This is a genomic window from Candidatus Limnocylindrus sp. (assembly GCF_040397235.1).
GTDB lineage: Bacteria > Chloroflexota > Limnocylindria > Limnocylindrales > Limnocylindraceae > Limnocylindrus.
This window is the reverse complement of the sequence record NZ_JBBAWH010000002.1, coordinates 69,763-93,930: the sequence shown is the minus strand read 5'-3', so window position 1 is coordinate 93,930 and position 24,168 is coordinate 69,763. Positions and strand designations below refer to the sequence as shown.

Genomic DNA, 24,168 nt, shown 5'->3' with positions numbered 1-24,168 from the left:
GCAGTGGCGTGGCGGGGAGCTGGATTGTTACACCCCCGCTGTGGGGGCGGCGCCTACGTGGCGAGGGCCTGGATAACCGCCTCGATGATCGGGGTGGGGGCGAGTCCAAGAGCCACCGTGCCAGTGGCGGCGATCAGCAGGCCGGCGCGCAGCATTGGCCCCTCGGCTACCTGGGGCGCTGGCTCCGCCGGGTCGCGCATGAAGAGATAAACGATGACGCGCAGGTAGTAGAAGGCGGCGATGGCGGCGTTGAGCACCGCGATCACGGCGAGGATCGTGGCTGGCCCGCCCGCCTGCACCGCGGCCAGGATGACGTACGTCTTGGCAAAGAAGCCGGCCGTCGGCGGAATACCGGTGAGGCTCAGCAGGAAGATGGCCGCGAGGATCGCCATGCGCGGATGCTTGCGGCCGAGCCCAGCGAGATCGGAGAGCTGCGTCGTGGCACCAGGTCGATCCTGCAGCGCGGTCAAGAATGCAAACGCGCCGAGGTTCATGAACGCGTATGCCGCCGCATAAAAGAGGACTCCTGCGATCCCCGCCGCCTCTCCCGCACCAGCCGCGACGATGCCGACCATCAGGTAGCCGGTGTGCGCGATTGACGAGTAGGCGAGCATGCGCTTTACGTTGCTCTGGGTGAGGGCCACCAGGTTGCCGAGCGTCATCGTTGCCGCCGCCAACACCACCATCACTGGGATCCAGAGAGCGGCGAGTGGCGCAAGAGCGATCACGAACAGTTTAATGAGGAGCACGAAGGCACCAACCTTCGGACCGACCGAGAGGTAGCCAGTGATCGGCGTTGGTGACCCTTGGTAGGCGTCGGGGGTCCAGTAGTGGAACGGCACCGCCGCGATCTTAAATGCTGAGCCGGTGGTGATCAGCGCGAGTGCAACGGCAAGCCCTGCGCTCGCCTCTCCAGATGCGAGCGCAACTGCAATACCGCTCAGCGAAGCGGTTCCCGCAGCGCCCCAGAGCACGACAATACCGAAGAGCAGGATGGCGCTTGAGAAGCTGCCAAGCAGGAAGTACTTCACGGCGCCCTCGGTGCTCAGTGGATCGCGCTTCGCATATCCGGCGAGAACATACCCAGGAATGACCATTAGTTCGAGGCCAACAAAGAGTGTGACAAGGTCGGTTGCGGCACCGAGAAGAATGGCGCCAGCAAGGGCAAAGAGCAGTGTTGCTGCGAGTTCGGCGGTTGGATACTTACGCGCGGCAAGATACGCCGGCGCAATCAAGAGCGTGATCGCCACGATTGAGATTCCGAGGAGGCCGAGGAAGGCGACGAATGGCCCCGCAACGTAGCTGCCGCCAAGCGCGCTGGCGCTGCTTCCGCCCTGGTTGATCAGCAGTGCGGCGGTTGCGCCGAGAGCAGCAAGTGCGACGGCAACCGGCGCGTGATTGCGATTTGGCGTGATCATGTCGCTCACGAGCACCGCTATTGCGCCGACGACGACCGTGATGAGTGGTGCCAGGGTGAGCAGGTCGTTATTCATTGTCCGACCACACTAATCGCCGACATCAGGAAGGTTTCAACGCTCTTGGCAAATGAGCTGGTGAGCAGTGTTGGCATCACACCGAAGATCACGATCAGAGTTGCGAGTGGTGCGAGCGTCAGGATCTCGGTTGGCGTGACATCGGTCAGCTTTGCGCCAAGCCCCTTCAGGAACGGCGAGAGTGGCCCAGTAAAGACGCGCTGGTACATGTAGAGCAGGTAGACGGCGGCAAGGATCATGACGAGGGTTGATGCGCCGGCAACCATCGGGTTGGCGATAAAGGCGCCGAGTAGCACCAGGAACTCACCGGCGAATCCGGAGAGACCAGGGAGGCCAACGGAGGCGAAGAGGAAGAAGCCGAAGAGCGCGGCGTATACGGGAGTGCGCACCGCCCAGCCGCCCATCTTGGCAATCTCGCGATCGTGCGTACGCTCGTAGCCGATACCAACGAGCAGGAAGAGGCCGCTGGTGATGAGGCCGTGGTTGAGCATCTGCAAGATTGCGCCGTCGACTCCTTGCTGGTTGAAGGTGAAGATGCCGAGCGTCACGAAGCCCATGTGGCTCACAGAGCTATACGCGATCAGTTTCTTCAGGTCGGTCTGCACGATCGCCACGAGCGCGCCGTAGATGATGGCGATCACGGAGAGGGCGATCATGAGTGGGGCGAAGAGGTGCGCGCCGTCGGGGAAGAGCGGGATCGCGAAGCGAATAAAGCCGTAGCCGCCGAGCTTCAGCAGCACGCCGGCGAGGATGACGGAGCCCGCTGTGGGGGCCTGTACGTGCGCATCAGGGAGCCAGGTGTGGAAGGGGAACATAGGCACCTTAATGGCGAATGCGAGCGCGAAGGCTGCGAACCCGAGGATCTGCAGCGTTGGGTCCGTGATCGTGCCCCGCAGCGCCAGCAGGTCGAATGCCCCGGTCCACGAGCCGGTGGAGGCCTGGTGGCTAAAGGCGGTTGCCAGGATCGCCACGAGCATGAGCAGTGATCCGACGAGCGTGTAGAGGACGAATTTGATCGTGGCGTAGATGCGGTCGGCACCGCCCCAGATGCCGATGATCAGGTACATCGGCACGAGCACGATCTCGTAGAAGATGTAGAAGAGGAAGAGGTCGAGCGACAAGAAGACGCCGAGCAGGCCGGTCTCGAGGATGAGGAAGCTGATGAAGTACTCCTTCACGCGTGTCTGAATCGGACCGAAGCTCGCAAGGATGCAGATCCAGCTGAGCAGCGTTGTCAAGACGACGAGTGCGCTAGAGAGCCCATCAACGCCGAGGTGATAGGTGATGCCGAACGATGGGATCCACGAGAGCTGCTCGCTAAAGGCGAACTCGCCGCTCTGCCCACGAATGCCCAGCAACATGCCGAGGCTTAGCGCAAAGGTGATCAGTGAGATGCCGAGTGCGGCGAAGCGGACCAGGCTCGGTCGCGACGATGGAAGGAACGCGATGCCGAGCGCACCGAGAAGCGGCAGGAAGATAATCAGCGAAAGGATTGGCATGCCACTCATCCCGCAAGTACCAAGTAGGCAGCGGCAATGGCGACAAGGCCGAACGCGATGCCGAGCGCGTAGTTTTGCACGCGACCGGTTTGGATCTGTCGCAGGCCACGGCCGCCGCTTGAGGTGAGTGTCGCAACACCGTTTACAGTGCCGTCGACAACCCGACGATCAAACCACCAGAGTGCGTTGGCAACCTTCCGACCGAAGCGGACAAAGATAAGGTCATTGAGGTCGTCGAAGTACCAGCGGCTACGGCTCCCGTCGTAGAGTGGCTGCAGGCGCTTGGTCACACGACCAAGGAGCTCGTTGTTATCGCTGCGGAAGAGTCGCACCCCGACGACGGTGCCAATTGATGCAACAGTGACGCTTGCGAGCATGAGGAGGCCATCAATACCGAAGAGTGTCCACGCCTCATATTCGTGACCGAGCATCTCGCTTGCTGGGTGGAAGATCGGCTCAAGTGCGTGCACGAGAACGCCGTCGGCGAATGGGAAGCCGAGCGCTGCGCCGATTGCGATCGATGGCACAGCAAGAATGATCAGCGGCAGCGTCATCGTCCACGGCGACTCGTGCACATGTGACTCGTCGTGCACGCGGCTCTTCCCCCAGAAGGTGAGCCCCATCAGTCGGAACATGTAGAAGGCGGTCATTGCAGCGACGACCATGCCCACAAGCCAGACCCAGGCGTAGCCAAATTTAAATGCTTCGCCAAGGATTTCGTCTTTCGAGAAGAAGCCGGCAAGTGGTGGGAGCCCAGCAATTGCAACGGTACCGATCAACATCGTGGCGTACGTAATAGGGATCTTGCGCCAGAGTCCGCCCATCTTTGTCATCTCTTGCTCACCGTTCACCGCGTGGATCACCGAGCCTGAGCCGAGGAAGAGAAGCCCCTTGAAGAATCCGTGGGTGATGAGATGGAAGATCGCTGGAATCCATGCGCCAACACCGAGCGCGGCAAACATGTAGCCGAGCTGCGAGAGGGTTGAGAAGGCGAGCACGCGCTTGATGTCGGTCTGCGTGAGCGCAATGGAGGCGGCAAAGATTGCGGTGAAGATGCCGATGGCGGCAACGATGAGCATTGCGTCGTGGCTCGCGGCGAAGAGTGGACTCATGCGTGCCACGAGATAGACGCCCGCATTCACCATGGTTGCCGCGTGGATGAGTGCGCTGACGGGGGTTGGCCCCTCCATGGCATCAGGGAGCCAGACGTGCAGTGGGAACTGCGCCGACTTGCCAACGGCGCCGCAGAAGATCAGCAGGGCGATCACCGTCGCCGCGGGGCCAACGAGCGCGCCCGCCTCAACGCCGGCGAGCACCGTGTGGATGTCGAGCGAACCGAAGACCACCACGAGGGCCATCAGGCCGAGGGCGAAGCCGACGTCGCCGACGCGGTTCGTGATGAACGCCTTCTTGGCGGCCAGGCCCGGGGCGGTCTTGGTGTACCAGAAGCCAATCAGCAGGTAGGAGGAGAGACCGACGAGCTCCCAGGCGGCAAAGACGACGAGGAGGTTGTCGGCGAGGACGAGCAGGAGCATCGAGAACATGAAGAGGTTCAGGTAGGCGAAGAAGCGCCAGTAGCTGTCGTCGTGGCTCATGTAGCCAACGCTGTAGAGGTGCACCAAGGCGCCAACCGTGGTCACCACCAAGAGGAGGGCGCCGGTGAGGGCGTCAACGTGCAGGCCGAGCCCGAAACTGAGGTCGCCTGAGGCGATCCAGGTGAAGAGCGGCATCGAGGCACCCGCCTCGCCGAGGCCCCCGGTGAGGGATGGGATTGCCAGGCTCATGGCCAGCGCCCAGGTGGCGATGATCGCGCCGAGCGGCACGAGGTGGGCCATCTTGCCGAGGCGGCGTCCGACCGTCGCCGTAAAGGCGAAGCCGATCAGGGGGAGGAGAAGAAGGAGCGGCGCGTAGCCTGGAAGGGTGCCGACTTCGACCATCGTCTCCGCGGTGATCATCGGCTACTGCCTCATCGTGTCGTACTCGTCGACCAGCGGCGTCTTCCGGTTGCGGAAGATGGCAATCACGATCGCAAGGCCAACGGTGGCCTCTGCCGCCGCCACGGCGATGATCAGCAGGGCAAAGGCTGCCCCCTGCCCTGCGAGTGACGGGATGAATGCGCCGAGCGCTAATGCGGCGAGGTTCACAGCGTTCAGCATCACCTCGATGCTCATCAACATGCTGATCGCATTGCGTCGTGCGAGGAAGCCGAATGACCCGATGGCAAAAAGCATCCCCGAGAGAACGAGGTACGGCTCCAGATGCCCAGCGATCTGGCTCACGGAAGCTCCTCGCCCACTTCGTCGCCCTTCGGCTCCATCGCGAGATAGAGGCCCCCGATCACGGCCGCGAGGATGAGCACGCTCGCAATTTCAAAGGCGAGGAGGTACGGCCCAAAGAGTGCCGCCGCGACTGGCGCAGTGCCGGTTGCGGCTGGAGTGTCGGTGAAGACAGTGGAGCTCCAGTCCGTGCTGCCGAAGGCGAGGCCGAAGAGTAGAGCCAGAAGCACCGCTGCGAGCGCGGCGGGGGCTACCTGTGTTTGGAACGCCAGCTTCAGTGGCGCGACCTTTGTCTGCGTGAGCATGATCGCAAAGAGGATCAGCACGCTGATCGCACCGATATAGACGAGCACCTGCGCGCCAGCAACGATAGCGGCGCCCAACATCACGTAGATGCCGGCGAGTGCGCCAAGGGTAAGGATCAGGAAGAGGCCACTCTTAATAATGTCGCGGCCGAAGACCACGCCAAACGCTGCGGCGAGGACCACGCCGCCAAGAAGTAAGAAGAGAACGTCCGACCACCCAAGTCCGATCAACGGAATGACGTCGGGGAGCGGCATCCGTTATTTTCGTAGGCTTTGTGGCAACACAGGGAGCTGTCGGGCTGGATCGTAGCGTCGCCCGGCGACGGTGTTCTCCCAGTTGGCTTCGCTACGAATGAAGGTTGCCTCCGACGTGCGCTCGAGCTTCGAGAGGGCGATGAGGTCAATCATCGGCTCGCTGCGATCGGTGTGCGCAAGTTCAAAATCAAAGCCGCTGCGAAGCGCGTCATACGGGCAAGCGTCGACGCAGATGCCACAGAGGATGCAGCGCGACTCGTCAACTTCGAACTTGGCAAGGATTCGTGGCTTCGGCATCAGCGCACCAGTTGGGCAGGTCTCTGCGCAGCGACCGCACGAGACGCACGGTGATTCGTTGAGGCTCATGTCAAGCGGAGTGGTGACAAGCGTGTCAAAGCCGGTGCGCATGAAGTCGTAGCAGGCGGCACCAACCACTTCGGCGCAAACGCTGGCGCAGCGTCCACAGTCGATGCAGCGTGATGGCTCGCGCAAAATGAATGCGTGCGAGTCGTCGCGCAGGTAGTCATGGTTTGCACCGGTCCAGCGGTTCTCGGTAATGGAGCGGAACCCAGCCCCACCGTGATGATCCTTCTCGAGCGACTTCAATGTCGTGCCGTATTCAATGCCGAGGCGTCGCAGATCGCAGAAGCCGATGGCCTCGCAGGTGCACTGCAGGCAACGCGTGCTCTCGGCCATCACTTCAGGCTTGGTATACGGAAGTTCGTACTCGATGTAGTCGTTCTTGCGCTCTTGCGCCGGGAGTGCCTTCATGCGCAGGCGTGGCTCCTTCACCTCGGCGGTGAACGGCACGATGCTCAAGAACTCTGGCTGTGGCTCAGCAAGTGTCTGTCGGTTGCGAATCTCCGAGAGGTCGAGGCCTTGCAGGTACGCATCAACCGCGTAGGCGCAACGCCGACCATCCGCGATCGAGGCGACGACGGTTGTTGCGCCGTTGCGCAGGTCGCCACAGCCGAAGACGCCGTCGCGGCCCGACTGGAAGGTGACAGCGTCGGCCTTCATTCGACCGTTCTTGGTCGTTGCAACACCGTCAGCGCCAATGCTCGCCCAGGTCATGTCGGGGCCTTGGCCGATCGCCTTCAGGATGCGATCGCACTCAATGATGAACTCGGTGCCAGGGGCCGGCTCCGGTCGTCGGCGGCCCGATGCGTCGGGGGCGCCGAGCTGCATGCGGATGAACTCGAGACCGATCACCTTGTTATTCGCATCGGTGACGACACGGGTTGGGCCGGCCTGGAAGATGGCGCGTGCCCCCTCCTCGATCAGCTCGTGGACCTCGTCGGCGGCCGGCATGTCCTTCATGTCGCGGCGGTAGACAAGGGTGACCTCTTTGGCCCCCTGCCGCACGCTTGTTCGTGAGCAGTCCATTGAGGTGTAGCCGCCACCAACCACGACAATGCGGCTCCCCTCATGCCCTGGGTAGGTGAGGCCGAGCGCCGCCGTGTGCAAGTAGTCGAGGCCGTCGATAACGCCGTCGGCATCTTCGCCTGGGATGCCGAGGTCGTTCGTGTCGTAGCAACCGATGGCAACCACGACACCGTCGTAGCCCTGCGCCTTCAGGTCGGCGACGGTGAAGTCACGTCCAAGCATCTTGCCGCACTCAAAGCGTCCACCGAGTCGCGTGATGGACTGATACTCACCATCGAGCACTTCAATCTTTGGTAGTCGGTACTGCGGAATGCCGTAGCGCAACATGCCACCTGGCTCAGGGTCTTTCTCAAAGACGGTAACGTCGTGTCCGGCAACGAGCAGGTAGTACGCGGCTGATGCGCCCGCTGGACCAGAACCGATGACGGCGACGCGCTTGCCCGTCTTTGGCTGCAGCTCGAATGGCACAGGTGGATCGAGATCCTCATCCCACATTGCCTTCAACACCTGATCGCCGGCGTAGCGGTGGCTATCCCGAATTGCGATGGCCTCATCAACCTCGTCGCGGCGGCAGTGATCCTCGCACGGCGCCGGGCAGACGCGACCGAGGATGCTTGGGAATGGAATGGTGCGCTTGAAGATGCGTGCCGACTCGCGGAACTGCGACTCTGCATTCGCCTTCAAGAATCCAGGGATGTCGATGTGGCTCGGGCACTTGTTCTGGCAGGGTGGCAAGCAGTAGGCGTTGTGGTCGCTGAAGATCAACTCAAGGTTGGTGCGCCGAATCTCGCGAATTCGGTCGGTTTGCGTTGAAACGACCTGTGCCGGCTCCGCCTTTGATGAACAGCTAATGGATGGCTGATCGCATCCTTCAACATCGACGACGCACATGCGGCAGGCGCCGAATCCTGGCAGCTTCGGGTCGTAGCAGAGGGTTGGAACCTCGATGCCGTTCGCGCGGCACACTTCGAGAATGGTCTGCCCTTCGAATGCTTCGAGTTTCTGCCCGTCAATCTCAACGTAGAAGGTCGGCGTGCGCTGCGGTCGCTGTGGGCTGCGCGTGGTGAGCAGCTTGTCGACGGCGACCTCTGCCGATGGTGCTGGAGTGATCGCGCGCGAGACTGGCGCCACTCCGCTTGCCGGCTGATCAATCAGGTCGGTCATTTTAGCTCCGTCCGCTTGTAGGCGTTGCCGACAGCACGGCGCCCGCAGGTCCAAACTCAGAAGGAAAGTATCGCACTCCTGTCAGAAGGGGGTTTGGCGCCAGAGCCTCATGGGCGCAGAGGGCGCTATCGGTAACATCGGCGGCGAGCTTCTGCAGGCGCTCTGCATCTTCAGGGCCCGCGAGCCCATCCACAAAGCGCTGGCCGATCTCGGCGAGTCGGCGTGTGCCGATACGGCATGGGATCGTCTTGCCGCACGCCTCGTCGGCGCACCAGCGTGTGAGCATGGTGGCGAGCTCAGGGATGGCCACGGAGCTGTCAAGCGCCAGGAGCGCGCCTGAGCCGATGTGCGCACCGACGCCCTTGAGCCCTGCGCCGCTATAGGGCGTGCCGCCGAAGAGGTTTGCGGGAATGAATCCGCCAGTCGGCCCGCCAGCGAGCAGCGCCTTGATTGACGCGCCGCTTGCGGTGCCGCCCGCCGCCGCAATGATCTCGTTGAGCGGCGTACCGGTCGGCACCTCGAGCACGCCAGGGTTCGTGACCGATCCGCTGATCTGCACGAGCACCGTCCCTGGCTGTGTCGTGTCGCCAATCTGGGCAAAGGCTTCTGCGCCGTTGGTCAGGATCCATGGCACCGCGGCGAGTGTGGCGACGTTGTTCACGGCCGTTGGCTTGCCGAGATAGCCAACCGTTGATGGGTATGGCGGGGTCTGCTCTGGCTGGCCACGCTTGCCAGCGAGCGCCTTCATCAACACGGTCTCTTCGCCGATCATGCTGGAACCCTGCAGTGGGCGCACGGTGATGATCAGCTCGCGACCGGTGCCCAGCAGCGTTGCGCCGAGGGCTCCCTCACGTTCGGCGTTGGCAATCACCGCTTCGAGTCGCTTGATCGCCTCGGTGTATTCGGCGCGCACGGCGATGAACGCCTCGCTGGCGCCCACGGTGAGGGCGGCGATGGCAAGCCCCTCAACGATCCCCTGCGGGTTCTCCTCCATGAGGAGGCGGTTGGTGAAGACGGCCGGGTCAGATTCGTAGCCGTTCGCCACGGCGTAGTGCTGGCTGGCTGGCTCGGCGGCGGTCGCCTGCCACTTCGCTCCCGTGAGGAAGCCACCTCCCCCGTGACCGCGCAGGCCGGCGGCGATCAGGGTCGCGCTCGTGCCAGCGGCCCCGGCGGCTGCGGCGGCGCGGAGTGCCGCCCACGGCTCGGTCGGCGCCACGAACAGGAGTTGGCTCCAACCCTTAGGGGCGTTCAGGCGCTTCATGCGGCGTACCTGCCAGCGAGGGCGGCGGCCCAGCTGGCGGCATTCTTGGCGCTCAGGTCGCGCTGCGGCTCACCATCGATGACCACTAGCGGGGACGGGGCGCCGAGCAGGTGGTTTGGGAGCGACTCGAGGCGCAGGTTGCTCCATGGGATCGCTCGGCCGAACTCGGTGCCGAACTCGTAGCTGAGGGTGCCCATGACCGAACCCGCCCCCGAGACGAGGCAGTTGGCGCAGCGGCAGACGGCGATCGAGCGGGTCACCCCTGGCTCAAAGGCGAGGTGCTTATAGAAGGTGGCGGTGCCGTAGACCATGGCGTACCAGGCACCTGTCGCGCCGCTAACGCGCTTCAGCGCATCGACAGGGAGGTAGCCGTACGCCCCCTGAATCGCTTCAAGGATCGCGAGCATGTGGTGCGGGTCGTAGTCGTGCGCTTCGAGGATCTCATCAACCTTCGCGATGTTGATGGTCGCCCCTGTTGCTGCCGCTGCGTCGGAAACAGTTCGCCCGGAGCGACGCATCGCCGACTCTTCGCGACGTTCGGCGTACTGCTCGCCGGGGCCCCAATGCACCGCGAAGCGCCCCTTCGTGTCGGTGCCGCCCATGTCGATGCACTCGATCGGACACGCCTGTGCGCACTGGAAGCAGGTCTCACACTTCAGCGTGCCGTGTTCGTCGGTGACGAGCTCGAGTCGGCCGCGGTTGCGCGGAGCGATGTCGGGCTTCACCTCTGGATACAGCACGGTGCGCTTCGGCTGGAAGAAACGTGTCAGCGTGAGGCGCATCCCTGAGAGAAGTCCGGCGCCAGGAATTCGTGGCATAGCTACCTCCCCGCAATCAGTACGGCGAATGCCGTAGCAAAAATATTGAGCAGCGATGCTGGCAGGAGCCACTTCCAGGCGAAGCCCATCAGCTGGTCGATGCGTGCACGCGGCAGAGTGCCGCGCATCCAGACGAAGGTGAAGACGAGCGCGAAGGTCTTGATCAAGAACCAGATGAGGCTTGCGACAGGCGGCAGCATCACAAAGGCCCATAGGCCAATCGCCGCCGTTGATACGCCACCGAAGATCAAGAATCCGCCAACTAGCGCCTGCCATCCCTTAATACGTGTGCTGGCAAACCAGAGTGGCGCCGCAAACAGTAGCGTGCCGATAACGGGTGCGAGTCCGGCAATGAGCGGCAACCCAATGCCGAGCGCGCTCAGGTCAATCAGGATCTGTGGATTCACGTCAATGTGAATCGGCGGGTTAGATCCGCCGAGGAAGACCGAGCTGAATAGTGCCGAGACGATGAAGACGTTGACGTACTCCGCGAAGAAGAAGAATCCGAAGCGCATGCCGGAATACTCGGTGGCGAATCCGGCGACGATCTCTTGGTCAGCCTCGGCATTGTCGAACGGGGTGCGGTTTGCCTCGGCGGTGATGGCGATAAAGAAGATGATTGCTGCAAGTGGCTGGCGGAAGATGAACCAGTCAAGGAACGAGCCGTCTTGTGCGGCGACGATCTTCGGCAGTGAAAGGGTGCCGGTCAGGATCACGATCCCCACGACGGATAGCGTCAGCGGAATCTCGTAGCTGATCGCTTGTGCTGCGGCGCGGATGCCGCCGAGCAGTGAGTACTTATTGAACGACGACCAGCCGGCCATCATCAAGCCAACCACGCTGAGCCCACCAATCGCAAAGAAATAGAGGAGCCCGAGCTCAAAGCCCATGCTCGTGAGTTCTGGCGCAAACGGAATGACGAGCAGAGTCATGAAGCTTGCGAGATAGACAACGACTGGTGCCAGCGTGAAGACTGGAACGTCGACGCTTGGTGGCGTGTAGTCCTCCTTCATCAGCACCTTAAGGCCGTGCACCACGCTCATCACTGCGCCCGCTGGGCCGATGCGATCGGGTCCGATACGCAGGTTCATGAGCGCAATGATCTTCATCTCCATATAGATCAAGAGGAATGCGACTGGCACCGAGATCAAGAAGGTGACGACCGCAGCTACGAGGAAGCGCACGATCGGCAGGTTCGCGCCGATCGTTGCGGCAATAGCGCCGCCAAATGTGGCGAGCAGTACGGTCGTCAGCCCGCCACCAATTGCGAGCACGGGGAGCAGCACCGCGAGTGCGCGGCCGGCTGGCGTCAGGCGGTTCCAGGCCATCGATGCGCCGCTCACTTGTCAACTCCGCCCATGACCGGGTCGAGGCTTGCCATGACGGCCATGATGTCGGCGATGAGGTTTCCCTTGGTGAGCGGCCCAACAAGTTGCAGGTGCACAAATGATGGGTCGTGGATGCGCATTCGGAATGGCTGGTCGGTGCCGTCGCTGATTGCATAGGTGCCATACACGCCGCGTGGTCCCTCGACGGCGCCGAATGCACGGCCTGGTCGCGGGCGAAGTAGGCGCGGCAGCTTCGCCATCACTGGGCCGTCGGGCATCTCGTGCAACACCTGATCGATGATGCGGATCGACTGCTTGATCTCGTCCATGCGCACCAGGTAGCGCGCCAGCGAGTCACCCTCGTCGCGGGTCGGCACGTCGAATTCGAGCGCTGGGTAGACGAGGTACGGGCGGTCGCGGCGCAGGTCGTATGGGACGCCGCTCGCCCGAAGGTTCGGACCCGTCACTCCCATCTTGAGTGCTGTCTTTGCATCGAGAACCCCGAGGCCGCGGGTGCGGCGCACGAAGATCTCGTTCTCGTTGATGAGGGCCAGGTTGGAGTCAATCTGCGCGGCGGCGCGGCTCATCCAGGTGCCGAGGCGGCTCATGAACTCGTGGTTGAGGTCGCCGTTCACGCCACCAATTCGGTAGTAGTTGTAGAGGAGCTTCTGTCCGGTGAGGGCGGCGAGCATGTCGACAATCTCGTCGCGCTCAATGAAGGCCCAGAGGATCGGGGTGATGCCGCCGAGGTCGAGTGCCATCCAACCCTGGAAGAGGGTGTGGCTTGCGATGCGGTTGAGCTCCATCGTCAGCACGCGGATGTATTGCGCGCGGAGTGGCACCTCAACATCCATCAGCTTCTCGAATGCGGCGACGGGGGCCGCCTCGCAGAAGAGTGAGGCCACGTACTCCAGCGGATCTGTGTAGCAGATCGCCGAGTGGTAGTCGGCGTTCTCGCAAAGCTTCTCGACACCACGGTGCAGGTAGCCGAGCACTGGATCAAGGTCAATAACTTTTTCGCCGTTCACCTTAATGATTACGCGCAGCACGCCGTGCGTTGATGGGTGCTGCGGCCCCATGTTCACGAACATCTCACCATCGCGCAGTGTGAGGAACTCCGCCTGTCGCTCTGTCTGTGGGATTGGTGCTGGCTCGTACCAGGTTGAATCCGCGGGAATTGCGACGCGTGGATCGTCGAGCGATGGGCGCATCTGCTGTGTCATCGCTATACCCCTGGGCTCTTGCGCAACACGGTTGCTGCGGTTGCATCGGCCGGTGTTCCAGCGCGCTCCATGTTGCGCACGCCAGCGGCGGGTGAGCGCGATGCATCATCGGCGAGATAGAAGTCCTTGCGCAGCGGGAAGCTGCGGTAATCGTCTGGCATGTAGATGCGGCGCAGGTCGCGGTTCCCTTCGAAGATGATGCCGAACATGTCATAGGCCTCGCGCTCCATCCATTCGGCGCCTGGCCACATGAACGTTGCCGATGCGATGCGTGGCGCGGTGCGATCAAGTCCTGGCACAATCACGCGCAGCCAGTCGCCACTTGTCGACGAGGAAAGGTGATACACAACCTGCATCTCGTCACCGGTGTCGACACCGCACAAATCAATTAGCATTTCGAATCGCAACGATGCGTCATCGTGCAGCGTGCGCAGCGTGTCGGTTGCGTCAGCGAGCGCAACGCGAATTTCGCTCTCGTCGTATCGCTGGCGCACAGGCGTAAGGAGTCGCTCGCCAAACCTCTCTTGCAGTAGTGCAGCGAGACGACGATCCACTTAGATCCCCTTCGGAACGGTTGGACCGATCGCGCGCTCTGGCCAGTGGCCGCGTCGATCTTTGATCAACTGCTGCAACTTCATCATTCCGTAGATCAACCCTTCCGGTCGCGGTGGGCAACCAGGGATGTACACATCGACTGGCATCACGCGATCGATTCCTTGCACCACGGAGTAGCTGCGCTTGTAGCGTCCACCAGAGCATGTGCAGTCGCCCATCGCAACAACCCACTTCGGTTCAGGCATCTGCTCCCACAAACGAATCAGTGGTTCAGCCATCTTGGTGGTGAGCGTTCCGGCAACGATCAACACGTCAGCCTGACGTGGGCTCGCACGGAACGGGAACATGCCCCAGCGATCAATGTCGTTTTTCGGCGTTGCTGTCGACATCATCTCAATGGCACAACAGGCGAGCCCAGAGAGCAGCGGCCACAAGCTATTGGCGCGAATCAGATCGAGCACAACGTCAGCCTTCGTCGGAATAGCGGAGAGTGCGCCGCCCCATCGCGCATCATCGACACGGCCTTCGCCGGTCGCGTCGTATCGCGCGAGCTCCAGGTTCGGGTGTGCCTCGAGCGGTAGTCCGCCGTACGCTCGCGGATCATTGGTGCTCCACAACGTGTTGCCGACGGTTGCTGGCGGCTGAACGCTGCCGTCGGGCTGAACCTCGGGGAGGTTGCTGAACTTCGGGTCGCGCGTTATCGCCATGCGAGGACCCCCTTGCGCCATGCGTAAGCGAGGCCAACAAGCAGCACGCCGATGAAGATCGCCATGGAGATCAGTCCGTCCATCAAGAGCACCTTGAAGTTCAGCGCCCAGATGTAGATGAAGATGATCTCGACGTCGAAGGCGACGAAGAGGAGTGCATAAAGATAGAAGGAGAGGCCGAAGCGTCCGTGGGTGTCGCCGTACGTGTCGATGCCCGACTCGTAGGGAACCTGCTTGCCGCGGCTGCCACGCGTGCGGTGGGAGATCAGCCAGGCGAGGCCAATGGTAAGGAAGACGAAGGAGACGCCTGCGCCTGCGAAACCGAGGACGTACCAGAGACCTGTCATGAAACTCCCCCGTTCGATCCATTAACCCGGCGCGTACCCCGTAGCGGGGGCTCGGGTGGCTACGCTCAGATTCTAGACGAGGGGGCGATTCGGAGCCGCCGTTCCGGGGAGCGGCGATGCGGGATCGGCGAGCGCATTTGCCCTTGGGGAACTCCCCGCCACAAACAGCTCAACGGCAAAACCGCCCATGCGGCGCGGGTCCATCAGTTGGGCGAGTGCGGAGCGCAGGGCGATCGCCTCTTCGAGGGTTGCCGCTGGCCCAGTTCGTGTCCGGGTGACCTCGCCGTCGACCCCCGCCGTTGCGAGGAACTTGGCCTGGTTCGTGCTCGTCAGGTGGCGGAGCCCACCGGCCACCGCCGCCGCCCGCAGCAGGGTGAGGTCCACATGGGCGGTCAGGTCGCGGCTCCCTGGCTCACTGAGGAGGTCCGCGGTGGCTCGGTGCCCCCGGTAGGCGAGGGCGGTGCCGGCCATGCGGCTGGTGGCGTCACGCAGGGCGACCCCCTCGCGGCCGTAATCGAGCACGATAACGACCCCTTCCGTGAGTTCGCCGCCCAGCCTGTGGGCCCATTCGGCCGTGGCTGGCGAGATCTCAGCGAGTTGCCCCTCTGCCAGCGGCGGCCAGTCGGCCGTGAGGCGGCTGATCTGCTCAGCGGCTCCCGCGTCAAGCACCCCTTCGCTCCAGGCTAGGGTGTTTGTTACAGGGTCAATCGAGACGCGACGCTCGGCGAAGCTGGCTGGGGCGGCGGCACGGCCGACCACGATGTGAAAGGGGAGGGCGTCGGCAAACTCATTGGCGACCACGATCCCTGCAACGGGTGGGTTCGCCGCCGTGACGAGGGGTGGCCCCCCGCCAGGGAGCGCCGCCAGTGCGGCCGTCAGATCGGCGAGCCGGTGTGGGTTCGCCTCACTCACCGAAACCTCCAGCGCGTCGAGAAGGGGGTGCCCCTCTCGGGCGAGGTGGTTGAGTGACGCCAGCAGGAGGGTCCCCTCGCCGGCACCGTACTCACGCCAGCGGAAGGTTGCTGGTCGGCCAAGGCGCTCCCAGGTTGCGGCGGCAAGTTGCGCGATGGCGGCGCCAAGGATGGGGTGTAGCTCTGGCGCGGTCATGAAGTCTCCGCTGCGACCGGCCCGGCGCTGGGCGGTTGCGTAGTAGCCGAGCCCTGGCTCAAGAAGGGCGCGCTCCATAAACCGCGCAAAGCTGATCGAGCCCTCGCGTTGGACCTCTTCGCGAATGAGACGCTCTACCTCTTCCATGCAGTAGATCCTACGCGGCGCTACCGTCGGGCACATGCGTGAACTCGTTCTACACCTAGGGATCGGGGCCAACCTCGACGACCCTGTCGCCACGCTCGCCGAAGCGGTAGTCGCACTCGCGCACATTCCTGGCTGGAGCCTTGAGCAGGTCTCGCCGCTCTACCGCACCACTCCGGTCGGCCTCGTTGATCAACCAGAGTTCTTCAACGCCGCGCTCCGAATGCGCGCGACGCTTCCCGAAGAGCCGGCTGCCGCGGCAATTGAGGTGCTCATGCGCGTCAAGGAGCTAGAGCAAATCTTTGGCCGCGTGCCGACGGTAAGGTTCGGCCCACGCCGACTTGACATTGACATTATTGCCATGGAGAACATCGCGGTAGTGCATCCGCGACCACATGGTACGGAGTCCGACGGTGCTGATGCTGATCGGCCACTGGTTGTTCCGCATCCAGCCGCTGCCGAACGACTTTTTGTATTGGCGCCACTCGCCGACATCTCTCCAACGCTAAAGGCGCCAGGGTGGCAAGGAACTGCACGCGAGCTACGTGATGTTCAGCGACGCCTTGAAGGCGATGCCGCTGCGCTCTGCGTCGGCGCATGGGATCCGGCGGCGCTGCGCTGGGTGTAATGCCTTAGCGACGGTAGTGTCGCCGCCCGGTAAAGACCATCGCAATGCCGTGACGATCGGCGATCTCGATTGCCGCTGCATCGCGACGTGAGCCGCCCGGCTGAACAATTGCGGTAACGCCCGCTGCCGCTGCGGCAGCGATCCCCTCTGCAAATGGGAAGTACGCATCACTGGCCATCACTGCGCCACGTGCGCGCTCTCCCGCTTGGTTGAGCGCAATGTCAACGGCGACGCGACGATTCACTTGTGCGGCACCAATGCCGAGTGTTGCAGCACCGCGCGCCACTACGATGGCGTTCGACCGAATGTGTCGAACGATGCGCCACGAGAAGAGTAGGTCGGTGAGCTCGTCAAGTGTTGGGCGGCGTTCGGTGACGACACGAAGTTGCGAACGCTCAATGTTTCCGGTGTCGGCTGTTTGTAAGAGTACCGCGCCGCTGACGCCAATCATGTCAAACTCTGTTGCGCGATAAGAGGGGTCAATGACGACGCTCAGTTCTGGTCGCGTGCGCAGCGCCTCCGCAGCGCCATCATCTGCAAGTGCTGGCGCGAGCACCGATTCAAATGTTCCCGATGCGATCACAGCGGCAACGGCGCGATCAATTGGAACGTTGAGGACAACGATTGAGCCGGAGCTAGCCGCTGCATCTGTCTCAATCGCGCGCGTGAGTGCACCGAGCGCCGTCTCGGCGGTTGCGACGCCAATCGGATCTGTGTGTCGAATGAGCGCGACGCTCGGCGTTGGTAGGTCGGCAACGAGTCGCGAACCGGCGTCAAGGTCAAGCAGGTCGTTGAAGCTGGGCTCTTGCCCCTGAAGCACTCGAGAGCTAATGATCCCCGCGTTTGCAGCATGAACGCGCCGGTACGCCGCGGCGGCCTGGTGCTGATTCTCGCCGTGGCCAAATGTACGAATGCGCTCAAGCACAATTACGTCACGAGCTGGCATGGCGCTCTCGCTGTCGCGAACCAGTGGCGCAACATGGGCCGCGATGACGAGGGCCGCCGAACGCCGGAGTTCGCTCCGCAGTGCGGTCAAGTTGCCAGTGGCTCCCATGTCGGAGAGGAGGTCGCCGATCGCAGTTGGGTCAACAACGATGATCGGCCCCTCCTCGGCGGCGAGAAGTGCCCGTGTAATGGCGACGATTGCGGCGGGTGGGGCCTCGGCCCCTGCTGGGGCGATCAGGAGGTCGGCGCTGGTAAGGCTCGCCGCCGCCTGATCGAGCGTCGCGGCATCGGCATGTTCGGTCACCTGGATCTCTTCCGCCCGAAGGTGCGGGGCGGCGGGACCGGCTTCGACCGTGGCCCCACGGGCGATAAGGGTCGCGAGGATGGGTGTCAGCCCTGCGAGGGCGGGGCTCTCGGGGGAGATCAGCAGAAGGACGCGCATGCTGCTGATGGTGGCATACTCGCTCACACAAACCCGCACGCTGTTGTGTTGGGTGAGCCGAAACCTAGCGAGTGAGGACAAGATGTTTCGTTGGCCTTGGGAGTACCTCTTCACCGTCTTGAACGCCGATCTTGGAACGTTCTACACCCCGTTCTGGATGGCAAACCTGGCGCTCTTCCTCGCAACGATCCTGGTCTATTCATTCGCGACCCGTGGCGCTCGTGGACGAGGGGTGGTCGGCGACGAGTGGGAGTACATCTTGTGGATCAGCCTCGGCACCTTCGGCATGAATCTGGTCTACGCCGCATTCCAGTGGTACGGCATTTTCCCCATTGCCACCACGCTTGTTGGGCTTCTTGCGCTGCGCGACACCGTCACGAAGCGTTTCCCTCCACTCATCGCCGCTGAGGCGCAGCATGCCGAGCTCTTGCGCACGCGGCGCCAGGTTGCCGACGGTGTTGAGGCAACCATTCGCCCAGCGAATCGTCGCGGATAGCCCTTTGGTGTGCGCAGCTGCGCACTGCGGAAGAGCATGAACATCCGAAGTTTTGGCCCTGGTCATCGACGTGCCGACCGCGCTGCGGGCTCCCAGGGTGTTCTCAGTAGCGCCATCTTCTCAAACGACATCGCGCAGATCACCGAGTTCACGGTCACGCCAGGCGGCACGTACGGCCCCCTGCGCAGCGCTGGTGATGTTGTGCTCGTGGTGATTGAGGGTGGCGGATGGGTTACCGCCCACGACACCCGGGTGCAACTTGCCGCTGGTGAGTCGCTGCACCTTGAGCGACTAACGCCCTACAGCATCGCTGCACGAGAGTTGCCGCTACGCGCGATCCTCGTCGAGCTTTCTGCGAGCAGCGTGACTGAGTCGGCTCGCACCATAGGCACCAGCGGCGGCGGCGCAGAGGAGTAGCACGCCAACGACGAGCGTCGCGCTACTGACAAGCGCGGCCTCGGCGGAACTTTCAAGGGTGACGCCGAATTGGAACGGCCAGGCCCATGTTGGCAGTACGCCCTGGTACCAGTTATGAACGCCGGTTGGGAGTGGCAGCGCTGACCAGTTCGGATACCAGAGAAGTGCAACTGCAGCGATGCTGCTGATGGTGATCGTAAAGATGCGACGCAAATCATTCGCCCCGAGAATTGACCATGCGGCCACCGTTGCAGGAACGAGCGCGATCGCACCAACGAGTGGTCCCGGTGTACCGAACCCACCCGAGAGGCAGACTTGGCTTTCTGGGTAGACGCTTGTCACTCCTGCGAGCGCGCAGAGCGCGCCGGTAGCCATCCAAAGCACTGGCGCAGCGAGCACCACGCATGCGCCACCGATGCGCACGATCTGCGCAGCACGCTGTGATCCGGCGCGAAGATCAGCTAAGAGAAGTGCGAGGCCGATCAGGGCGATCTGTGAAGTTGGGTAGTAGTGATATTGGAATGCGACGCGATCGATGCGCGCCCACGGTAGCCAGAGCGCAAGGCCGAGAACGAGAACCGAGGCGAGGCCCCAGCTTCGTCGGCGCCACGCCTCTGCCACGAGCCAGAGCGCACCGCCGATGCTGAGGGCGCGCGAGAGCACGTTGCCGCCGTCGTACACCGCGGCGGTCCATGAGCTGCCGCCCGCGGTGAAACTCGACTGGAAGAGCCAGACAGGCTTCAAGTCGAGCGGCCACGCCCACCATGGTGAGCTCGCGGCATGCGCGGCGCGCAGCGTGTCGTGATAGCGATACATTGACGCCGTGAGATCGGTCAGCGTCTGTCCGCTGTTGCCGATCGGCCAACCGGTAATCAACTGATTGCCGAGCGCCGCCCACGGCAAGTAGCTCGCGATGTAGACGCCGAGCGGAAGTGCGGCGAGCGTAAAGAGGACGAGCGTCGCTTCACCCGGGAGCGAGAGGAGTCCGAGGAGTGAGCGTGGGGTTGCTTCGCGCCGCGAGATGCCACCAGCGCGATGGATGGCCACGCCTGTCGCCGCAAGGAGTAGCACCAGCACGGCGGCAAACGGCAGATTTGGGATGCGGGTGGAGCCGTCGGCGACCGCGAGCGCTGGCGGGAGAAGCACGGCGCCGAGTAGGGCGAGCCCGCCCGCGACCAGTAGGCGCCCTGGCGCTGTTCGCGCGAGCCAGATGATGCCGAGACCGAAGATGCCGTAAAGGGCGACCCACTTGCTTGCCAGCGCTCCGCCGAGCAGAAGTCCGGCCACGACGAGGAGGAGCCCCCCAGAGAGGGCGCCTCGCGCGCGACCCTGCAGCCATGCCACGAAGGCGACCGCGCCGCCAAGCAGGAGGGCCATGAGGTAGACGTCATTCATGCCGATGCGGCTCTGCACGAACCCGGCCCCGTCGAGCAGGGCGAGTACGCCGACGAGGGCGGCGACGTCGCGGCGCTCCGTCAGGAGCCGCGCCAAAAGAACCAGGAGGGCTGCGGCGAGTGCGCCGGCAATCACCCCGGGCCAGCGCCAGCCAGCGGCGAGGTCGCCCACGCTCACCTGTGTCATGGCACCAGATGGCGCCGCAATAAGTAGCTCGCCGTTGCCGCCATCGGCGCGCTCGTCTGAGGCATCAAGGGCTGCGCCGCTCACGCCAAGCGTGAGTGCATCAGCGCCCACGGCAACGTCGGCAAATCGGGCGTTGCCGTTCGGCTCAACCGTCCACAGCGATGCGCCGGCGCCATCGGGCCCAGGTGCCACCACGTGCACCATGCGGCTTGCATCATTGGGCACGATCGCCGTGGCGCCTGGGATCGTGATCTGCGAGATGAGCGTCGTGCTCTCGCTCTTTGCGCTGTACACCCGTACGCCATCGCGACCCGCTACGTAGAGTCGCAGCGAGTCAAACCAGTCAACGGCTGCAACGGCAACTGCGCCACCCTCAATGGGCGAGGATCGCATGTTCGACAGGTCACGTGCCGCGTAGCTCGTCAGCCCGCTAGCGCTCGTCACAAAGATTCGCTCCTCATCATCTACCGTGAGCGCGAGTACCGACGTCCCGCGCACAAGTGGTGCACTCGTCACGACAACTCCATCGCGCATGATCAGCACCTGATCGCGTTGCACAAGGGCAACACCGCCATCAGTAAGTGGCGCAATGCCCAGGATGGCACCGCCAGTTGATGCCCACGTGCGCAGGCCGCTTGCGCCGCCCTGATCGGCGGTGGCGCGGTCGACCGAAAAGATTGTGCCGGTTTCAGTAGCGCCCCAGAGTGAGCCATCATGGGCGGCGAGCAGTTGCGAAACGCTGCGTAGTGGGAGTGTGCCAAGGACTGCGCGCGTTGACGCGTCAATCACGCTGATCTTGTCTGGCCCTGCGATCCAAATTCGGCCAGGGCTTAGTGCATCCTCTGGCCGAACGGCAATTGCGCCGATCCTTGTTGGGTATGTTGTTTGCGCATCGACACGAGGTGCGCCAAACGTTTCGAGACCGAGTGCAATGAGGTACTTGGCAAGATGCGGGTGTGTGTACTCATAGATCGCATGCGGCTCGCCGTACTTCCAGTCTTGCATGAACTCTGTCGCGGTTCGTACGTGGTACACCTCGTCAAATTGGAAGTGCGTCGGCTCGCCAACGCGCCAGCCTCTCAGAGACAGGGTGCTCACTGTCACCAGGATCAAGAGCCAGAGGTCAATCCGTGTCAGGATTCGGCGGGGCTCCGGCTTCGCGATCACCGCCCGTCGCGGCACGGCGTCAACCTGTTTCCGCTGCGTGGCTGCTCGTCGCGCACCCATTGTGCGTTTTTCGGTGCTCCACGCTAGCCAGATTGCTGCGAACAGCGTTGCGGTGATTGCGATCGCGGTAGCCGTCACCGCAATCGGTGTGTGGAGTGCGTCGGTAAAAACGCCAAGGTTTGGTAAGCCTGGGTTCTGGAAGTACGAGATGGTGAGCACGCCCCAGCTGTTCATAAAGAAGGCGACGGAGGTTGCGACAGCAATCCAGCGCCAGGCGGGCCGTGCTGCGGCAAGTGCAATCGTGAGCGGAATCGCCGGGAAGAGGTAGCGCTCGTGCACGCGCGTTGGCAAAACGAAGAAGGCGATAGCGAGGATGGCGACAGCGGTAACGGTACGGATCGCCGTATCGCGTCGCACGTAGCGCATCGCAACGAGTACGGCGCTGGCGATCGCCGCACTGCCGATTGCGACTCCCGGAATGCCGATCAGGGGGAGTGGGTCGATGTCGGACGCCCACCCGCTCGCATCAACGACCGCTCGCCCACCGACCGTGATGAGCGCCCAAGGGTTCCAGGCATTTACCGAGAGATGTGGGTAGGTGCCCGCCGCCTCTGCGATCTTGGCCAACACGTCAGGAAGCGTGAGCCCGAACGGCAGGGCGGCGAGGGCAATGGTGGCGGCGCCAGCAAGGCCCGCCACGACGAAGGCCCAGGGGTCGCGTGCAGACCGCGCTCGCACAAAGGCGAGGACGCCAACGATGGGGATCAGGATGCCGAACTGTGGCTTGAGCACCGCAGCGAGGGCGGCAAAGATCGCTCCGCGAACAGTTTGGCCGCGGATGAGCGCGGAGAGTGAGTAGAGGAGGGCGGCGGTTCCGATGGAGTCGACCTGCCCCCACACGGCCGAGTCGAGCCAGATCATTGGCCCGAAGGCCATGGCGACTGCCGCGGCGATCTGGCTGCGGCGTGGGGCGCCAAGGTCGGCGGCAAGTCGCACCGTTGCTAGTACCAGCAGCCCGTCGGCAAGGATCGCAGGGAGCTTTACGAGCGCCCCCGGGTCGGTGCTGCCAGTGATGAGTGCGCTAACCGAGCCGAGCGCCCAGAGGACCCACATGTAGCCGGGGAGATAGTCGACAAAGATTCCGCGCGCATAGAAACCCCACGGTCCACGGGTCCCCAGCTCAGACGCCCACGCTCGGAATGCGTTGAGATCAGCAGCAAAGCCTGCGTCTGGAGGGAGTGCCACGTATGCGATGATCACCCGCAAGAGAATCCCGAGCGCAGCGATTAGCGCGATTGTGCGGAGGCTGACCTGCTCGGTTGGTCGACGGGCCGTCTGAGAAGTCATCTGCCGAGTGTAGCCGTGAAGGAGGTTGTGGAAGGTGCCACTGCAAGAGCTCTCGCTCTTCTTCCCTTGCCACAACGAGGCTGAGAACCTTGAGGCGCTCGTCGCCGATGCGCTCGCAGCGCTCCCCACCCTCGCCACGACCTATGAGGTCATTCTCGTTGACGACGGTTCGCGTGATGACACTGCCGGCGTGGCCGAGCGCCTAGTGCAGCGGCACGGCGGAGCCGTTCGCCTGGTGCGCCACGAGGTAAACCGCGGGTACGGCGGCGCGCTTCGTTCGGGTTTTGCGGCGGCACGGTATGAGCACCTTGCCTACACCGACGGCGACCGCCAGTTCCGTGTCGCTGACCTTGCGCGCCTTGTCGAGTGTGCCGAGGCGACACGCTCGCCGGTTGTCATTGGGTGTCGCGTGCAGCGTGCTGATCCGCCACTGCGTCTCATCTACGCCACCCTCTATCGGGTCGCGAATCGCATCTGGTTCGGACTTCGTGTCCGCGACGTTGACTGCGCTGCGAAATTATTTCATCGCGATGCACTGCGTGGAATCATCGTGCACTCTGACGGCGCCTTCTTCTCTGCAGAGCTACTGATTCGTTTGCGACTCGCTGGCGTGAACATCCTTGAGGTTGGCGTGCCGCACTATCCGCGCACCGCCGGCTCACCTACGGGGGCGCGCCTCTCGGTTATTACGCGAGCTGTGCGCGACTTCTGGTCGCTACGCATTGGGCTCTGGGTGAGCCGCGCTCGAACACTCTCGCGAGGTCGCGCGCTGTTGAACGATGAGCGTTAGCGCGCTGCCGGTGGCTCCTCGCCGTCGAGCGAGTTAACGAAGTCACGAAAGAGTGAGAGCCGCTCCTCTTCAGCGGCCTCTGGAACGATCCCTTCGGCTGAAAGCAGTTCTGCTGAGATAAAGATTGGAGCCTCGGCACGTAGCGCGAGTGCGACTGCATCACTCGGCCGTGCATCTAGCTCAGCCTCTTCGCCGCTTGGGGCAACCATCACCATCCGCGCGCGGAACGTCTCTTCACGGACTTCAATGATGCGCACCTCGCGCAGTGTCGCCCCTAGGGCGCGAATGGCGCGGAGTGCAGTGTCATGCGTGAGTGGTCGTTCTGGTGTGATCCCCTGAAGGTGATAGGCGATGGCGCTGGCCTCGTTGGGCCCAATCGGAATCGGCAGGTAGCGTGCCTCTTCGGCGTCGCGTAGGAGTAGCACGTGCGTCCCAGAGATCATCTGGATGCGCACCCCCTCAACCACCGCGCGTCGTAGTTCCATCG

Annotated in this window: 21 protein-coding genes; 4 read left to right on the top strand and 17 right to left on the bottom strand. The window is 63.2% G+C overall.

What is annotated here, in order from left to right; all coding sequences use genetic code 11:
• Positions 1-53: 53 nt before the first annotated feature.
• The 14 genes from AC3LB0_RS02090 to AC3LB0_RS02025 all read right to left on the bottom strand — a co-directional run bounded on the left by AC3LB0_RS02090 (position 54) and on the right by AC3LB0_RS02025 (position 15,871).
• Positions 54-1,493 carry an NADH-quinone oxidoreductase subunit N gene (locus AC3LB0_RS02090; RefSeq protein WP_488649513.1) on the bottom strand — a complete coding sequence of 480 codons (1,440 nt, stop codon included), beginning with the start codon at positions 1,491-1,493 and terminating at the stop codon, positions 54-56.
• Positions 1,490-3,001, bottom strand: coding sequence for a complex I subunit 4 family protein (locus AC3LB0_RS02085; RefSeq protein WP_488649512.1), 1,512 nt, complete (start codon positions 2,999-3,001; stop codon positions 1,490-1,492). The genes AC3LB0_RS02090 and AC3LB0_RS02085 overlap by 4 nt, the downstream gene beginning before the upstream one ends.
• Positions 2,998-4,947 (bottom strand): NADH-quinone oxidoreductase subunit L, encoded by a 1,950-nt coding sequence (nuoL, locus tag AC3LB0_RS02080; RefSeq protein WP_488649511.1) that lies wholly within the window; start codon positions 4,945-4,947, stop codon positions 2,998-3,000. Before nuoL ends, AC3LB0_RS02085 begins: the two co-directional genes overlap by 4 nt.
• Positions 4,948-4,950: 3 nt before the next feature.
• Positions 4,951-5,271 (bottom strand): NADH-quinone oxidoreductase subunit NuoK, encoded by a 321-nt coding sequence (gene nuoK, locus AC3LB0_RS02075; protein ID WP_488649510.1) that lies wholly within the window; start codon positions 5,269-5,271, stop codon positions 4,951-4,953.
• Positions 5,268-5,828 carry an NADH-quinone oxidoreductase subunit J family protein gene (locus tag AC3LB0_RS02070; RefSeq protein WP_488649509.1) on the bottom strand — a complete coding sequence of 187 codons (561 nt, stop codon included), beginning with the start codon at positions 5,826-5,828 and terminating at the stop codon, positions 5,268-5,270. Before AC3LB0_RS02070 ends, nuoK begins: the two co-directional genes overlap by 4 nt.
• 3 nt (positions 5,829-5,831) lie before the next feature.
• A complete protein-coding gene (locus AC3LB0_RS02065) occupies positions 5,832-8,378 on the bottom strand; it encodes an FAD-dependent oxidoreductase (RefSeq protein ID WP_488649508.1) in 2,547 nt (848 codons plus the stop codon).
• 1 nt (position 8,379) lies between these two features.
• Entirely contained in the window at positions 8,380-9,639 is a 1,260-nt protein-coding gene (locus AC3LB0_RS02060; protein ID WP_488649507.1) for an NADH-ubiquinone oxidoreductase-F iron-sulfur binding region domain-containing protein, read from the bottom strand.
• Entirely contained in the window at positions 9,636-10,457 is an 822-nt protein-coding gene (locus tag AC3LB0_RS02055; RefSeq protein ID WP_488649506.1) for an NAD(P)H-dependent oxidoreductase subunit E, read from the bottom strand. Before AC3LB0_RS02055 ends, AC3LB0_RS02060 begins: the two co-directional genes overlap by 4 nt.
• A 2-nt stretch (positions 10,458-10,459) precedes the next feature.
• Positions 10,460-11,800, bottom strand: a complete 1,341-nt coding sequence (locus tag AC3LB0_RS02050; protein ID WP_488649505.1) for a complex I subunit 1/NuoH family protein — start codon at positions 11,798-11,800, stop codon at positions 10,460-10,462.
• A complete protein-coding gene (locus AC3LB0_RS02045; RefSeq protein WP_488649504.1) occupies positions 11,797-13,008 on the bottom strand; it encodes an NADH-quinone oxidoreductase subunit D in 1,212 nt (403 codons plus the stop codon). The genes AC3LB0_RS02050 and AC3LB0_RS02045 overlap by 4 nt, the downstream gene beginning before the upstream one ends.
• Before the next feature lie 2 nt (positions 13,009-13,010).
• The gene (locus AC3LB0_RS02040; RefSeq protein WP_488649503.1) at positions 13,011-13,562 is read right to left on the bottom strand and encodes an NADH-quinone oxidoreductase subunit C; all 552 of its coding nucleotides are present in this window, start codon (positions 13,560-13,562) and stop codon (positions 13,011-13,013) included.
• Positions 13,563-14,045, bottom strand: coding sequence for an NADH-quinone oxidoreductase subunit B (locus AC3LB0_RS02035; protein ID WP_445844411.1), 483 nt, complete (start codon positions 14,043-14,045; stop codon positions 13,563-13,565).
• Positions 14,046-14,260: 215 nt separating this feature from the next.
• Positions 14,261-14,617: an NADH-quinone oxidoreductase subunit A gene (locus AC3LB0_RS02030; RefSeq protein ID WP_488649502.1), complete on the bottom strand. Its 357-nt coding sequence runs from the start codon at positions 14,615-14,617 to the stop codon at positions 14,261-14,263.
• Between the two features lie 72 nt (positions 14,618-14,689).
• Positions 14,690-15,871, bottom strand: coding sequence for an SAM-dependent methyltransferase (locus AC3LB0_RS02025; RefSeq protein ID WP_488649501.1), 1,182 nt, complete (start codon positions 15,869-15,871; stop codon positions 14,690-14,692).
• Between the two features lie 34 nt (positions 15,872-15,905).
• Here AC3LB0_RS02025 and folK point away from each other — a divergent pair, with 34 nt between their 5' ends.
• Complete coding sequence (folK, locus tag AC3LB0_RS02020) at positions 15,906-16,496, top strand: 2-amino-4-hydroxy-6-hydroxymethyldihydropteridine diphosphokinase (protein ID WP_488649500.1); 591 nt, start codon at positions 15,906-15,908, stop codon at positions 16,494-16,496.
• A gap of 4 nt (positions 16,497-16,500) precedes the next feature.
• On the opposite strand, the gene purH is transcribed toward folK, so the two are convergent.
• Positions 16,501-17,910, bottom strand: coding sequence for a bifunctional phosphoribosylaminoimidazolecarboxamide formyltransferase/IMP cyclohydrolase (gene purH, locus AC3LB0_RS02015; protein WP_488649499.1), 1,410 nt, complete (start codon positions 17,908-17,910; stop codon positions 16,501-16,503).
• Between the two features lie 55 nt (positions 17,911-17,965).
• Here purH and AC3LB0_RS02010 point away from each other — a divergent pair, with 55 nt between their 5' ends.
• Both AC3LB0_RS02010 and AC3LB0_RS02005 read left to right on the top strand, forming a co-directional pair.
• A complete protein-coding gene (locus AC3LB0_RS02010; RefSeq protein ID WP_488649498.1) occupies positions 17,966-18,379 on the top strand; it encodes a hypothetical protein in 414 nt (137 codons plus the stop codon).
• Between the two features lie 36 nt (positions 18,380-18,415).
• Positions 18,416-18,796: a cupin domain-containing protein gene (locus AC3LB0_RS02005; RefSeq protein ID WP_488649497.1), complete on the top strand. Its 381-nt coding sequence runs from the start codon at positions 18,416-18,418 to the stop codon at positions 18,794-18,796.
• Here AC3LB0_RS02005 and AC3LB0_RS02000 read toward each other — a convergent pair.
• On the bottom strand, positions 18,707-22,891 hold the full coding sequence (locus AC3LB0_RS02000) for a phospholipid carrier-dependent glycosyltransferase (protein WP_488649496.1): 4,185 nt from the start codon (positions 22,889-22,891) through the stop codon (positions 18,707-18,709). The genes AC3LB0_RS02005 and AC3LB0_RS02000 overlap by 90 nt on opposite strands.
• Positions 22,892-22,925: 34 nt before the next feature.
• Here AC3LB0_RS02000 and AC3LB0_RS01995 point away from each other — a divergent pair, with 34 nt between their 5' ends.
• A complete protein-coding gene (locus AC3LB0_RS01995; protein ID WP_488649495.1) occupies positions 22,926-23,681 on the top strand; it encodes a glycosyltransferase family 2 protein in 756 nt (251 codons plus the stop codon).
• On the opposite strand, the gene AC3LB0_RS01990 is transcribed toward AC3LB0_RS01995, so the two are convergent.
• On the bottom strand, positions 23,678-24,166 hold the full coding sequence (locus AC3LB0_RS01990; protein WP_488649494.1) for a bifunctional nuclease family protein: 489 nt from the start codon (positions 24,164-24,166) through the stop codon (positions 23,678-23,680). The genes AC3LB0_RS01995 and AC3LB0_RS01990 overlap by 4 nt on opposite strands.
• Positions 24,167-24,168 lie beyond the last annotated feature (2 nt).